The sequence below is a fragment of the Bacillus nitroreducens genome, assembly GCF_964021195.1.
In genome coordinates, this window is record NZ_CAXHYI020000003.1 from 2,240,994 (window position 1) to 2,256,074 (window position 15,081).

Genomic DNA, 15,081 nt, shown 5'->3' on the forward strand with positions numbered 1-15,081 from the left:
GAGTAGACTATGGATCAATTTTGGGATAATGAATACGTGTTAACAGCCGCTAATTATAGTGTTGTTATATTGTGTTTAGTGCTTTTTATGGCTATATTTGAATTGGTTACAAAATATAAAAATTGGGAAGAAATCCAAAATGGGAATCTCTCAGTAGCAATGGCAACAGGAGGGAAGATATTCGGAATCGCAAACATATTCCGCTATTCCATCGAAAACCATGATTCTTTATTTGTTTTGATTGGTTGGGGGGCATTCGGCTTCTTCCTACTTTTAGTTGGCTACTTTATTTTTGAATTCTTAACACCAAAGTTCAATATTGATGTTGAACTACAACGAGATAATCGTGCAATAGGGTTCATATCAATGGTTATATCAGTAGGGCTTTCATATGTTATTGGCGCTGGTATTGGAAATGGTGGTTTTTAATATGGAAAAGCTAGCAAAGATTTTATTAATTGTAAGTGGAATATTTGTTGTCATTGGAATATTGTACTTGGTCTTGTAACATTAAGGCTGTTGGGGAACCCCAACAGCTTTTTTTACTTTTGCAAATATTGTTTTAGTAAAAAGCATGAATTCAAACTAATTTCTCATAATTGGCCAAAGATTTGTTAAAAAACGACCGAAACTATTACAACAATTCATGATTGTAATTGTCACGGAATATTCATTATAATATAATGAGTATAAATGGTTTGAAAATTCAAACTGAATTATGGATACGTCATCGTATTCTAAAAACCAAAATTCAAAGGGGGTAATAAGATGGAGTTAGAAAGGCCGTGGTTATCGCAGTATCCTAAAGAAATTCCACATGAACTTGAATATGAGAACATCCCAATTCAAACATATTTGCAGAGAACTGCAACTGAATTTCCCGATAAGATCTCTGTTCATTTTCAAGGGAAAGAATTAACATTCAGGCAAGTTTACGAAGAATCTCTAAAGCTTGCAAACTATTTAGTGAACCTAGGAATTAAAAAAGGTGACCGAATTGCGATCATGCTACCTAACTGCCCACAAGGAGTTATTGCCTATTACGGAATATTATTTGCTGGTGCAATCGTTGTGCAAACAAATCCATTGTACACGGAAAGAGAACTTGAATATCACCTGAATGATTCAGGTTCAAAAGCAATCATTACACTCGATATTCTTTTTCCACGAGTCACAAAAGTGAAAGCGCTAACACAACTCAAGCATGTAATTGTAACTGAAATTAAAGATTATCTGCCTTTCCCGAAAAATATGATCTATCCCTACATTCAAAAGAAACAATATGGTATTGTAGTAAAAGTTGAACATGAGGGTACAAACCACTTATTTAGAGAAATAATCAAGACATCGGAAGCAAAGGAAATCGCGATCGATATTGATCCAGACGAAGATTTGGCATTGTTACAATATACAGGAGGTACGACAGGTTTTCCGAAAGGTGTTATGCTATCACATAAAAACTTAGTTGCAAATACTATTATGTGTTCAAAATGGTTATATAAATGCAAAAAAGGAGAAGAATCGGTTTTAGCGATTTTACCATTTTTCCATGTGTACGGAATGACAACAGTGTTAAACCTTTCAATTATGATGGCTTCAAAAATGATTCTCATGCCAAAATTTGACGTAGGAAGCGCGTTAAAAACGATCCATAAGCAGAGACCGACTTTGTTCCCAGGTGCACCAACGATGTATATTGGGATTTTAAATCATCCTGATCTAAAAAAATATGATTTATCGTCTATTGATTCATGTATTAGTGGTTCAGCAGCATTGCCACTTGAAGTACAAGAACAATTTGAGAAAGTCACGGGGGGAAAACTTGTAGAAGGCTATGGATTATCAGAAGCTTCTCCAGTCACACATGCAAATCTACTTTGGGGTAAACGTGTAACTGGAAGTATTGGTTTACCGTGGCCTGATACAGATGCTGCTGTCATTTCAATGGAAACGGGTGAACCTGTAGGTTTTGGAGAAATTGGTGAAATAGTCGTTAAAGGACCACAGGTTATGAAAGGGTACTGGAATAAGCCAGAAGAGACCCAGGCTACACTACGGGATGGCTGGTTATTAACAGGTGATCTTGGTTATATGGATGAAGATGGCTACTTCTATGTAGTGGATCGTAAAAAGGACATGATTATAGCGGGTGGATTTAATATATACCCAAGAGAAGTTGAGGAAGTACTATTTGAGCATGAAAAGATACAGGAGGCCGTTGTAGCGGGTATCCCTGACCCTTATCGTGGGGAAACCGTAAAGGCATACGTGGTACTTAAAGAAGGTCAGCAATGTTCAGAAGAGGAACTAGATCAACATTGTCGAAAGCACTTGGCTTCTTATAAAGTTCCGAGGGTTTATGAATTTAGAAAAGAATTACCTAAGACCATCGTCGGAAAAGTACTACGTCGAGTATTAGTTGAAGAAGAAAAGGAAAAATTAAAAAAGATTCAGTGATAAATGGTACTATTGTTTAGGGTCAGATCAGCTCTATAGACATCTAAGTGTGAACAACAGTGAGGAGCCATGATGTGAGCCAATGGCTCTTATTTTTTTTGAAATATAACATGTAATAAGATTGACAGTAATTAAAAAAGGATCTATTATAGAATTATGAATGACTATTCATTCATTTTTCTGAAAGGAAGTAAGGTCTTGAAAAATACAAAACCAAAATATAAGCAAATCATTGACGCGGCGGTGGTAGTCATCGCAGAGAATGGATATCATCAATCCCAAGTCTCAAGGATTGCTAAGCAAGCAGGAGTAGCAGACGGTACGATATATCTTTATTTTAAAAACAAGGAAGATATTCTTGTTTCGTTATTCCATGAAAAAATGGGTGAATTTATCGAAAAAATTGAAGCTGAAATAGCAGGAAAATCGAGCGCAGCAGAGAAGTTATTAACATTGGTTGAAAAACATTTTGAACTATTAGCTGCGGATCATCATCTTGCGATCGTAACACAGCTAGAATTAAGACAATCAAATAAGGAATTACGACTAAGGATTAATGAAGTCTTAAAAGGATATTTAAAAACCATTGATTCTATTATCCAATTTGGGAAAGAAAATGGTGAGTTTAATCCTAACCTAGATGTACGCTTAGCAAGACAAATGATTTTCGGCTCAATCGATGAAACAGCTACCACCTGGGTAATGAACGAACAAAAATATGACTTGCCTGCCTTGGCAAAAGAAGTTCACGCCCTATTAGTTAATGGTTGTGGAAAGACACACCTCTAGTAATTTTATATTTTATTTTAGCTATGTCCCTTAGCTTATTAGTTGGGAAAAATGCTATAGGATAAAATGGCTTGGGTTTCAAACCTAGTTGAAAATTAGGCACTCAGATGATAAATCCAACGTCTGAGTGACCCTGCATTTTGTCCGCCAAAAGCTAATGGCGTATGCCTTGATTTTTTTAAGAAGATTTATCATGATTGGCCTAAGATTTTAATACGCCATTTTTTGTGGTCTTAAAAATCGGGGCACAGTATGCCAAGGCGTATTTGAATAAGGTGTGTATACATATACATATTTAGGAGGGATGTGCAGGTGGAGTTCTTTAAAGTAAAAATTGATGAGTACATTGCAACTATAACGTTTAATCGTCCACCAGCAAATGCATTATCATCAAATGTTTTGAAAGAGCTTACAAGTTTACTTGATACCATCGAGTCTAATGATGATGTAAGGGTTTTAGTTATTCATGGTGAAGGGCGTTTCTTCTCAGCTGGAGCTGATATTAAAGAGTTTACGACAATAAATTCAGGCGAAGAATTTTCAGAACTTGCTAGAAAAGGTCAAGACTTATTTGAGAGAATGGAGCGATACCCAAAGCCAATCATTGCTAGTATTCATGGTGCAGCTTTAGGTGGAGGTCTAGAACTTGCAATGGCTTGTCACTTTCGACTAGTGAGTGAAAATGCAAAACTCGGATTACCAGAACTACAGCTTGGCCTCATTCCAGGCTTTGCTGGTACAGCGCGTCTTCCTCGCTATGTTGGTATTGCGAAAGCAGCACAAATGCTTTGGACAAGTGACCCAGTTAGTGGTGTGGAGGCTGTACAATACGGCTTAGCAAACGAAGCGTTCCCTGAAGAAAAATTACATGAAGAAACAATGAAGATTGCTAGAAAAATTGCACAAAAAAGCCCATTATCTGTTAAAGCGACGATTGAATTACTCAATTCGATGAAGAATGAACAATATGAAGAAACAGTAAAGCGAGAGGCTGAATTATTTGGTGAGATGTTCATTTCAGAGGATGGTAAGGAAGGAATATCAGCCTTCATTGAAAAGCGTCAACCAACATTTAAGGGGAAATAATAGAATACTATTTTATATGTAAGTAAACAGTAGACTGTATATAAATTGCAAACCTTTAGGAGGGAAACATATGAACATCTTTGTTATTTTAAAAAGAACATTTGATACAGAGGAAAAAATCGTTTTAAATAATGGTCAAATAAGTGAAGATGGTGCTGAATTTATTATTAACCCCTATGATGAGTATGCTGTTGAAGAAGCCATTAGGCTAAAAGATGCAAGCGGTGGAGAGATTACAGTCGTAACAGTGGCTACTACCGATGAGGCAGACAAAGAGTTACGGACCGCTTTAGCTATGGGGGCCGATAAAGCTGTATTAATTAATATAGAAGATGATCTTGAAGATGGAGATCAATATTCAACTTCAAAAATTTTGGCTGAGTACTTAAAAGATAAAGATGCAGATATAATTTTAGGTGGAAACGTTGCTATCGATGGGGGTTCAGGTCAGGTTGGTCCACGTGTTGCTGAAATCTTAAATATTCCTTATGTTACAACGATTACTAAGCTTGATGTAGATGGATCAAACGTAACGGTAGTAAGAGACGTTGAGGGTGACTCAGAAGTAATTGAAACAACTTTACCACTCCTCGTTACATGTCAACAAGGTCTAAATGAGCCACGCTATCCATCATTACCTGGGATTATGAAAGCAAAGAAAAAACCACTTGATGAACTTGAGTTAGATGATCTAGATCTTGATGAAGATGATGTAGAAGCAAAAACAAAAACAATTGAAATTTATCTTCCACCAAAGAAAGAAGCAGGTAGAGTACTTGAAGGTGAGTTAGAAGATCAAGTGAAAGAACTTGTTTCACTCCTTCATACGGAGGCAAAGGTGGTATAACGTATATTCTAAAAATATTGTTTTGTATGCGATTTCAAATTTTACTCAACTAATCTAGGGGGTTACGCATAATGTCAAGAAAAGTAGTAGTTCTAGGGGAAACACGTGATGGTGCGTTACGAAATGTATCTTTTGAAGCAATTGCAGCTGGTAAAACAGTGTCAGAAGGCGGTGAAGTTGTTGCTGTTTTAATAGGTGAATCTGTAGGTTCCTTAGCTAGTGAATTAATCCATTATGGTGCTGATCGTGTTGTAACAGTAGAAGATCCAAAATTAGCTTCATATACTCCAGATGGTTATTCACAAGCATTGCAAGCAGTTATTGACGCTGAAGCACCTGGAGCTTTAGTAATAGGTCATACAGCTTTGGGAAAAGACCTCTCACCGAAAATAGCGGCTAAACTAGATTCAGGTTTAATCTCAGATGTAACGGCAATTGAAGTGGCAGGTGGAAATATTGTCTTTACTAGACCAATTTATTCTGGTAAGGCATTTGAAAAGAAAATAGTGACAGACGGCATTATTTTTGCAACTGTTCGTCCTAACAATATCGCACCACTTGAAAAAGACGAATCGCGCACGGGAGAAGTTACTTCCCAATCCGTAGAAATTAAAGATTTACGAACGATTGTAAAAGAAGTATTACGCAAAGCCACAGAAGGTGTAGATTTATCAGAAGCTAAAGTAGTGATTGCGGGAGGCCGTGGCGTGAAAAGTGCAGAAGGCTTTGAGCCATTAAAAGAATTAGCGGATGTCCTTGGAGGAGCAATTGGTGCTTCCCGTGGAGCATGCGATGCTGATTACTGTGACTACTCACTTCAAATCGGTCAAACAGGTAAGGTGGTAACACCGGATCTTTATATTGCTTGCGGTATCTCAGGAGCAATACAGCACCTAGCTGGAATGTCAAACTCAAAAGTAATCGTTGCGATCAACAAAGACCCAGAGGCAAACATCTTCAAAGTTGCTGATTATGGAATCGTTGGCGACTTGTTTGAAGTTGTTCCAATGCTTACTGAAGAATTTAAAAAGTTAAAAGTCAACGCATAAAACAAATACTAATCAAATTATAAATTCTTCCATTTTACTTTTTATAAAAACATGTTATACTAACGTAGCGATGAGCTAAATTGCATAAGTCGAGTTGACACGCCGTTTGGCAAAGCACTATGTGGAGTGCTGTTTCTCGCCGCAATACGCCAAAAGACGTCCTTTTTGGACGTCTTTTTCTATAACCTTGAATTAAAGGCTCTATAATATTTGTTGGGGTTTAAACAAAATTTTGTGTGCATAAAAAAACACGCAAACTCCACATTCTTTTATACTTGAATTGTCTAGAAACAAGTCTAAAGAATGGAGTTGCGTGTATATGGATTTTACCATGATTATTCCTGGATTAAAAGGGTCTATCCTAACCAATGTTGAAGAAGTAGGCGAAGTTATCCGCCTGTACGTTGAAATGGAGCGAAAAGTACATCGGTGCCCTAAATGTAATCAAAGGACGAGTAAAATTCATGACTATCGTATACAAAAAATTCAACACTTAAAGTGGTTTGAAAGAAAAACCCAAATCTTTTATAAGCGAAGACGATATGTCTGTGAATGTGGGAAACGTTTTTCAGAGAAAAATCCTTTTGTCATGCGTTATCAACGTACCTCAATAGAATGGAATCAAGCTATATCAATTAAAGCGATTAAAGGAAAAACATTTAAGGAAACAGCTGAAATCTACGGGTGTTCATCTTCAACCATTATACGTCGATTCGATCAAATTTCACGAAGTGAAATTCGTCCGGTGGAAGAATTACCTACAGTTATAGCTATTGATGAATACAAGGGTGATACCCGCGAAGGGAAATACCAGTTAATCATTGCGAATGGGATAACAAAAGAACCGATTGATATTCTACCAAATCGTTATAAACGTACGATAAAAGACTACTTAAGAAAGCACGGATCTAGAGTGCAAATAGTCATAATGGATATGAATCATTCCTTTAAAGCAGCCGTTCAAGAGGCATTGGGTAAACCTGTTATTGTAGCTGATAGATTTCATTTTTGTCGTTACATCTATTGGGGGCTTGATGGAGTAAGACGTCGAGTACAAAACCAATTTCATGGCTACGACCGTAAAAAGTGTAAACGTATGAAACATGTCTTTCATAAAGACTGCCAACGCTTAACTAAGGATGAGAAATGGCATTTAAATCGTTACTTGGAGATGTCGAATGAACTCAAACAAGCATATGAAATTAAAGAGGCATATCGTTCTTGGTTTTTACGTGCCAAAGAAAACGGAAAAAACAGTATCAGTTTGGTTAAAAAGGAATTGGAAGAACTATATAAGTTAATTGAGGATTCAAAGATACCTGAAATGATTAAAGCAATAAAGACCATACAAAATTGGCAAGTTGAAGTATTAAATAGCTTTGCCTATGAATATTCAAATGGGTTTTTAGAGGGAATTAATAATTCAACCAAAGTTCTAAAGAGAAATGCTTATGGATTTAGAGTTTTTGAACGCTTTAGGGCGAAGATTTTATTAACACACAAGTATAAAAGAATTGGGGTACATATTGGTTAACCGAGTTGGTGTGATTCTCCTCTATAAAAAATGATGAATGGTACCATCCATCATTTTTTATAGAGGCCACCAAGCGTAGCGCGGTAGCCTAAAACCCCAACATTTGATTTAGAACCGAATTAAATCGATTTTTGGGACAACTAAAAAATTCCTTCATTTGTTTTATACATAACCAATTGAATAATAGGAGAAAATAATGTATGACGAAAAGTCATAACATAATATTTGCGGATTACATAATCATTCACTTATGAAGCAAATCACTCGTAAAATGAAAAGTGAGATGGTATACTCTTTGTAGAATTTCAAAGTTGTTAATAATAGGAGGGGTTATAATGGCTATTACAAACGTAACAGACCAAAATTTTGATGCAGAAACAAAAGAAGGATTAGTATTAGCAGATTTCTGGGCACCATGGTGTGGGCCTTGTAAAATGATTGCACCCGTATTAGAAGAGTTAGACTCTGAGGTTGGCGACAAAGTAAAAATCGTAAAACTTGATGTAGATGATAACCAAGAAACTGCAGCAAAGTTTGGCGTTATGAGCATCCCAACTTTACTTGTTATGAAAAATGGTGAAGTAGTAGATAAAGTTGTTGGTTTCCAACCAAAAGAAGCACTTGCTGAAAGACTTGCTAACCACTACTAATACACATAAGAGACAGCCTTTAAGGCTGTTTTTTATTTGCCGTTTTATAAGGCAATCCTTTTTTTTACACCTACACCTTAACCTTAAAAATGTTACAATAATAGGTATGGAAAAAAACAAAAAGGCGCATTGATTAAACAGATGGAGTGGTGATGATGCACGAACATCTTAAAGAAAAGTTAGCGATATTACCTGACCAGCCTGGTTGTTATTTAATGAAAGACAGGCAGGGAACCATTATATATGTAGGAAAAGCAAAAATACTAAAGAATCGGGTTCGTTCTTATTTTACAGGTTCACATGATGGGAAAACTTTGAGGCTTGTAAATGAGATTGAAGACTTTGAATATATTGTCACCTCTTCAAATATTGAAGCACTATTACTTGAAATCAATTTGATCAAAAAACATGACCCCAAATATAATATCATGTTAAAGGATGACAAGTCGTATCCTTTTATTAAAATAACAGCTGAAAAGCATCCCCAGTTACTGATCACTCGTAAAGTAAAAAAGGATAAGGGAAAATATTTTGGACCATATCCAAATGTACAAGCAGCAAATGAAACCAAAAAACTATTGGATCGAATTTATCCATTACGAAAGTGCTCGACCTTACCTGATAAAGTGTGTCTTTATTATCATATTGGACAATGTCTTGCACCTTGTGTGAATGAAGTAACAGATGAGACCAATAAAAAAATGGTAGACGACATTATCCGTTTTTTAAATGGTGGATATAAAGAAATTAAAGATGAGTTAACTGATAAAATGATAAAGGCATCTGAAGAACTTGATTTTGAACGAGCAAAAGAGTACCGTGATCAAATCGCAAATATCGAAACTACAATGGAAAAACAAAAAATGACCATGACAGATTTTATTGACCGCGATGTATTCGGCTATTCATATGATAAAGGGTGGATGTGTGTTCAGGTATTTTTTATTCGACAAGGGAAATTGATAGAGCGGGATGTTTCACTATTTCCTTTTTACAATGAGCCTGAACAGGATTTCTTAACCTTTCTAGGTCAATTCTATTTAAAGGCCAATCATTTCAAACCGAAAGAAGTACTACTTCCAAGTTCGGTTGATAGAGAACTAGCAGAGCAATTGCTAGAAGTTACTGTGCAACAGCCAAGTAGAGGGAAGAAAAAACAGCTTGTTGATTTGGCAGCTAAGAATGCCAAAATTGCTTTAATGGAAAAATTCGCCTTAATTGAAAGAGACGAAGAACGGACAATAAAGGCGGTTGAGAATCTTGGAAAAAGACTAGGGATTTATACACCTCATCGAATTGAAGCGTTCGATAATTCCAACATCCAGGGAACAAATCCTGTCTCAGCAATGGTTGTATTTACGGATGGAAAACCTGATAAAAAAGAATATCGAAAATACAAAATTAAATCAGTGCAAGGTCCTGATGATTATGAATCTATGAGGGAGGTCGTACGTAGAAGATATAGTCGTGCTCTAAAAGAAAACCTTCCCTTACCAGATCTAATCATCATAGATGGTGGAAAAGGCCATCTTGCAGCCGTAAGAGACATTCTTGAAAATGAGTTGGGTCTTGAGATTCCATTATCAGGATTAGCAAAGGATGATAAACATCGAACCTCTGAACTATTGATTGGTGACCCTCCTGAAATAGTAGAACTACCAAGAAATAGTCAGGAATTTTATTTGCTTCAACGAATACAAGACGAAGTGCACCGATTTGCCATTACCTTCCACCGACAAGTACGTGGTAAGAGTGCTTTTCAATCTGTTCTTGATGATATTCCTGGTGTCGGGGAAAAGCGCAAGAAAGCTTTGTTAAAACACTTTGGTTCAGTGAAAAAATTAAAAGAAGCTAGTATTGAGGAAATCCAACAGGCCAATATTCCTCGACCTACTGCAGAAGCTATCTTTGAAAAATTAAAAGAATAATCGTTGCTATTTTAAAAATTGTCTGATATAATCCTTAATAATATAATATTACACTTCAATACGTTGAAGTGATGATAGAGGTGCGACCTTTATTAGTATGCAATAGGAGGGGGATGAGCTCTTATGATTATTGCAGAAAGGAAAGTTCGCCGAAGTGAAAAGAGGCTCATACCTTTTTTTGCTGGTCTTATGTTTAAGAGACGTAAGATTGTCAAGATTAGTTAATCTTGGAGGGCTATCTCACGATGTGACACGTAGTAACAAATTACGTACAGCACAGCAATGAGAATCTCTCATTGCTGTTTTTTTTATTATCGAAAGAGAGGGTATATCATGGGGATCATTGTTCAAAAGTTTGGAGGCACCTCTGTAGGTTCACCAGAAAAAATTAAAAATGTCGCAAATCGAGTAATTCAAGAAGTGCAGGCAGGAAACCAGGTGGTAGTTGTCGTTTCGGCAATGGGGAAAACAACGGACCAATTAGTAAGCTTAGCAAATGCAATCACAAGTACACCGAGTAAGCGTGAAATGGATATGCTTTTAAGTACAGGAGAACAAGTTACAATTGCACTCTTGTCGATGGCCTTACAAGAAGCAGGGCATGAATCTGTTTCCTTTACAGGTTGGCAAGCTGGTATTGAAACAGAATCAATACATAGCAATGCCCGCATTGAAAAGATTGAAGTATCAAGGGTACATGATAGCTTAAAAGAAGGTAAAATCGTAGTCGTTGCTGGATTCCAGGGAATCAGTAGCTCTGGAGATATAACTACACTAGGTCGCGGTGGATCAGATACAACTGCGGTCGCACTTGCTGCAGCACTAAATGCAGATAAATGTGATATCTACACAGATGTAACAGGTGTATATACAACAGATCCTCGCGTTGTTCCATCAGCAAGGAAACTTCATTCTATTTCGTATGACGAAATGTTGGAGCTCGCCAATTTAGGAGCAGGTGTACTCCATCCACGCGCAGTAGAATTTGCAAAAAACTTTGAAATGCCACTTGAAGTTCGTTCAAGCATCGAGTTAGAAAATGGCACCATTATTGAGGAGGAAGTTTCAATGGAAAAGAATCTAGTTGTTAGGGGAATTGCTTTTGAAGACCAGATTACAAGGGTTACAGTATCTGGCTTACCAAATGAATTACACACATTGTCAACCATTTTTGGTACACTTGCAAAAAACGGCTTAAATGTTGATATCATTATTCAAAACATGACAGATAAAAATCATACGAATATATCATTTTCAGTAAAAACACAAGATTTACGTGATACACTTACTGTTTTAGAAAATAATAAGGATTTATTGAAGTATGAAGAAATTCAACATGAAGACGGGCTAGCGAAGGTTTCAATTGTCGGCTCTGGTATGGTTTCAAATCCAGGGGTTGCCGCTGACATGTTCCGTGTACTTGCAAGTGAAAATATTGAAGTAAAAATGGTTAGTACGTCTGAAATTAAAGTGTCAACTGTAGTAGAACAAGCAAAAATGGTTCGTGCGGTTGAAGCGTTACATGATTCATTCAATCTTGCAGCAGTTGAAGAAGAAAAAGAAAAAGTTAGACTATAATGAGTAACGGGGTTCGTTCTTAAGGTAATGTTTTACTTTGGGGCGGCCCTTTTTTATATAAAAAAACTGCACGTTAGGTGCAGGCAGGCTGTCGAGAAAGTCTCGACAGCCTTTATTCTTTTGATACACTTTAATAATTCACCGCGTTAATATGTTATAATATATTTAATAAATTAGGGTTGGTGATATTGTGTTAAATACTAGGGAAAATACACAAAATGAAATTGAATTTGTATCAATTGACGAGCTTGTTCCAGATAACCATCTGTTACGAAAAATAGATAAATACATAGATTTTTCTTTTATAATTGAGAGAGTAAAACCTTACTACTCTGAAGATAATGGTCGACCTTCGATCGACCCTCTTGTTCTTTTTAAAATGATGTTTATTGGATATTTTTATGGTATCCGTTCCGAAAGACAGCTTGAACAAGAGATAAAACTTAATGTCGCATATCGTTGGTTTTTAGGTCTCAGATTTAAAGATCCTGTACCACATCATTCCACAATAAGCTGGAATCGTCATAAGCGTTTTAAAGATACAGACATCTTCCAAGAAATCTTTGATGAAATTGTTCTTCTTGCAATGAATCACAAAATGGTTGGCGGAAGAGTCTTATTTACGGACTCCACTCATCTCAAAGCTAATGCGAATAAACATAAATTTACAAGGGAAGAAGTTGAAGTAGAAACTCGTGAATATTTAAATGAGTTAAATAAGGCAATTGAAGAAGATCGTGCTGAACATGGAAAAAAGCCTTTAAAGGAAAAGGAGGAGGTGAAAGAAACAAAAGAGATTAGAGTAAGTACCACAGATCCAGAAAGTGGGTTTATGTCGCGAGACAATAAGCAAGAGATGTTCTGTTATTTAGACCATCGGACAACAGATTTGAAGTTTAACATTATAACTGATGCATTCGTAACTCCAGGTAATGTCCATGATTCAATACCATATCTTAGCCGTTTAGATCGTCAAATCTTACGATTTAACTTTAATGTGGAAGTTGTTGCTCTTGACTCTGGATACTTAACTAATCCGATTTGCAAAGGATTATCAGATCGTAAGATCTTTGGAGTTATTGCCCATAGAAGGTATCAACCAACAAAAGGACTCTTTCCAAAATGGAAGTTTAAATATAATAAAGAAAATGACATTTATGTTTGTCCAAATAGCGAGGAACTAACATATCGTTCAACTACAAGAGAAGGTTACCGAGAGTACAAGTCAGATCCCAAGAAATGTTCAACCTGCCCTCTTCTTGAACAATGCACTAGATCCCGGAATAAGCAAAAAGTTGTTACTCGTCATGTTTGGGAAGATCATAAAGATAAGGTGAGGCTAAATCGCCTCTCTCTGGAAGGGAAAATTCTTTATAAGTTTAGAAAAGAAACCGTAGAGCGAAGCTTCGCAGACTCAAAAGAGCTGCATGGGCTTCGCTACTGTAGGTTACGGGGAATTAAAAATGCTAGTGAGCAGGTATTACTTACAGCAGCCTGCCAGAACATGAAAAAGATTGCCAACCACCTAGCCAAACAAGGCTAGATGGTTGGGAGTGATATTTTCAAGATTTTTGATAAAGAATAATGTCAACTTACAACTACAAAAACCACCGAAAACAAAAAGTGTAGAGAAAAAATACCCCTTTCTCTACACTCTGACTGCACGTTAGGTGCAGGCTTTATTCTTCGGTAATGTCTTTTTGATCCCACTTTACCGTAAATATAATTTTTTGTGCTCGTCTTTTTTGTTGTTCATAGCTTTCTGTAACTAGATTTTTTTGTTGTTGTATTTGTTGAGCAATAAAACCAGATTCGAGTTGGAAAGTACACATGTCCTTTCGTTTTAATCGTGATGAGATGATTGCACCATCCAAGTGAAACTCGATGGACTTTTTGTCGGAACGTTCCACTGTAAGGTCTCCCCAACCAGCATCATGAAAGAATGCAATAATTTCTTCAATCGTTGGCAAAGGGAACTTTCTTGCAAGGTTTTTTCCAGCCCAATATAAAATTTGTGGAGTTTCTTTTCCAAGTAAATCAGGAAGTACAATTTCTCGGATGAGTTCATATCCAAAGACCGAGACCGTCTGCTCAGTTGAATTTACATTTTGTTCTTTGATGTTAACATTCTTCATGGCATTCCCCTCTTTCTCCACTATTTATTATAAACTATTGGGGATAAGAAACACATAAAATTTTTTGTTTCTTTTTGTCATAATTTCTCATTTTGACTTCAAGTTTTTTTAGAGAACTGTGTACAATTATTAGCATTTTTATGAATAATTTGTGACCTTGTTTCCTTGACGCTCTTGCTTTAAGGGAGTAAAATGAACTTGTTACATTATACTGATAAAAGAAAATTGAGGCTACATTTGTCTTTTTATCTATTAAAAAAGTAATCTGTAGTTTTCTGCAAAGGTTTTCAATTATCAGTTTTTATATCGTCCTAATACATTATTTTGCAGGATGAGGAATTAAAAATGGAGTGCCTTAAAAGGGCGCGGTTTATTATTAAGGGGGGGTAAAGTAAAGTATGGCAGGTAATCGTGAGTTTTTTAATCGCAGACTTCATTCATTATTAGGTGTGATACCAGTAGGGGTTTTCTTAATACTCCACTTAGTAGTGAACAACTTTGCGACAAGAGGAGAAGAGGCGTATAACAGTGCTTCTGGTTTTATGGGGAGTCTACCGTTTAGAATTCTTTTAGAGGTAGTTGTTATTTATTTACCTTTACTTTTTCATGCAATTTACGGTCTCTACATCGCCTTTACTGCAAAGAACAATGTGAGTAAATATGGCTTTTTCCGTAACTGGATGTTCTACTTACAACGTATAACTGGTATCATTACTCTTATTTTTGTTGCATGGCATGTATGGGAAACGCGAGTTCAGGCAGCTTTAGGAGCGGAAGTTAATTTTGATATGATGGCAGACATCTTTAGTTCACCAGCAATGATTGTATTCTACCTAGTTGGTGTGATTTCTACCATTTTCCATTTCTCTAATGGTTTATGGTCATTTGCTGTAAGCTGGGGGCTAACAATAACTCCTCGTTCACAAAAGGTTGCAACTTATGTAACGATCATTATTTTTCTTGCATTATCATACGTAGGAGTTACAACAATATTTGCATTTGTTTAAGTATTATAAAATAAGAACGTT

General features: G+C 36.3%; 13 protein-coding genes and 1 riboswitch. Of the genes, 12 read left to right on the forward strand and 1 reads right to left on the reverse strand.

Annotation, left to right across the window (positions count from 1 at the left end):
- The first annotated feature begins 9 nt into the window (after positions 1–9).
- From ACWPVE_RS14725 to ACWPVE_RS14775, 11 genes are all read left to right on the forward strand, one after another.
- Positions 10–429 (forward strand): DUF350 domain-containing protein, encoded by a 420-nt coding sequence (locus ACWPVE_RS14725; protein ID WP_453994556.1) that lies wholly within the window; start codon positions 10–12, stop codon positions 427–429.
- A gap of 339 nt (positions 430–768) precedes the next feature.
- Positions 769–2,457: a long-chain-fatty-acid--CoA ligase gene (locus ACWPVE_RS14730; RefSeq protein WP_453994558.1), complete on the forward strand. Its 1,689-nt coding sequence runs from the start codon at positions 769–771 to the stop codon at positions 2,455–2,457.
- Between the two features lie 198 nt (positions 2,458–2,655).
- Positions 2,656–3,246: a TetR/AcrR family transcriptional regulator gene (locus ACWPVE_RS14735; RefSeq protein WP_453994560.1), complete on the forward strand. Its 591-nt coding sequence runs from the start codon at positions 2,656–2,658 to the stop codon at positions 3,244–3,246.
- A gap of 312 nt (positions 3,247–3,558) precedes the next feature.
- On the forward strand, positions 3,559–4,332 hold the full coding sequence (locus ACWPVE_RS14740) for an enoyl-CoA hydratase (RefSeq protein WP_453994562.1): 774 nt from the start codon (positions 3,559–3,561) through the stop codon (positions 4,330–4,332).
- Between the two features lie 70 nt (positions 4,333–4,402).
- Positions 4,403–5,179, forward strand: a complete 777-nt coding sequence (locus ACWPVE_RS14745; protein ID WP_453994564.1) for an electron transfer flavoprotein subunit beta/FixA family protein — start codon at positions 4,403–4,405, stop codon at positions 5,177–5,179.
- 71 nt (positions 5,180–5,250) lie between these two features.
- A complete protein-coding gene (locus ACWPVE_RS14750; protein ID WP_453994565.1) occupies positions 5,251–6,228 on the forward strand; it encodes an electron transfer flavoprotein subunit alpha/FixB family protein in 978 nt (325 codons plus the stop codon).
- A gap of 313 nt (positions 6,229–6,541) precedes the next feature.
- Positions 6,542–7,762 (forward strand): ISL3 family transposase, encoded by a 1,221-nt coding sequence (locus ACWPVE_RS14755; RefSeq protein ID WP_082090051.1) that lies wholly within the window; start codon positions 6,542–6,544, stop codon positions 7,760–7,762.
- Between the two features lie 335 nt (positions 7,763–8,097).
- Entirely contained in the window at positions 8,098–8,412 is a 315-nt protein-coding gene (trxA, locus tag ACWPVE_RS14760) for a thioredoxin (protein ID WP_453994567.1), read from the forward strand.
- Positions 8,413–8,567: 155 nt separating this feature from the next.
- Positions 8,568–10,340 carry an excinuclease ABC subunit UvrC gene (uvrC, locus tag ACWPVE_RS14765; protein ID WP_453994569.1) on the forward strand — a complete coding sequence of 591 codons (1,773 nt, stop codon included), beginning with the start codon at positions 8,568–8,570 and terminating at the stop codon, positions 10,338–10,340.
- 67 nt (positions 10,341–10,407) lie between these two features.
- A riboswitch (Lysine riboswitch) is annotated at positions 10,408–10,586 on the forward strand.
- An 87-nt stretch (positions 10,587–10,673) separates the two neighbouring features.
- The gene (locus tag ACWPVE_RS14770; RefSeq protein WP_453994571.1) at positions 10,674–11,918 is read left to right on the forward strand and encodes an aspartate kinase; all 1,245 of its coding nucleotides are present in this window, start codon (positions 10,674–10,676) and stop codon (positions 11,916–11,918) included.
- A 190-nt stretch (positions 11,919–12,108) separates the two neighbouring features.
- Complete coding sequence (locus tag ACWPVE_RS14775) at positions 12,109–13,461, forward strand: IS1182 family transposase (RefSeq protein WP_453994573.1); 1,353 nt, start codon at positions 12,109–12,111, stop codon at positions 13,459–13,461.
- A 136-nt stretch (positions 13,462–13,597) separates the two neighbouring features.
- Here ACWPVE_RS14775 and ACWPVE_RS14780 read toward each other — a convergent pair whose 3' ends face one another.
- Positions 13,598–14,053 carry a YslB family protein gene (locus ACWPVE_RS14780; protein WP_453994575.1) on the reverse strand — a complete coding sequence of 152 codons (456 nt, stop codon included), beginning with the start codon at positions 14,051–14,053 and terminating at the stop codon, positions 13,598–13,600.
- Between the two features lie 398 nt (positions 14,054–14,451).
- On the opposite strand from ACWPVE_RS14780, the gene ACWPVE_RS14785 reads away from it, so the two are divergent.
- A complete protein-coding gene (locus ACWPVE_RS14785; RefSeq protein ID WP_453994577.1) occupies positions 14,452–15,060 on the forward strand; it encodes a succinate dehydrogenase cytochrome b558 subunit in 609 nt (202 codons plus the stop codon).
- The last annotated feature ends 21 nt before the right edge of the window (positions 15,061–15,081 follow it).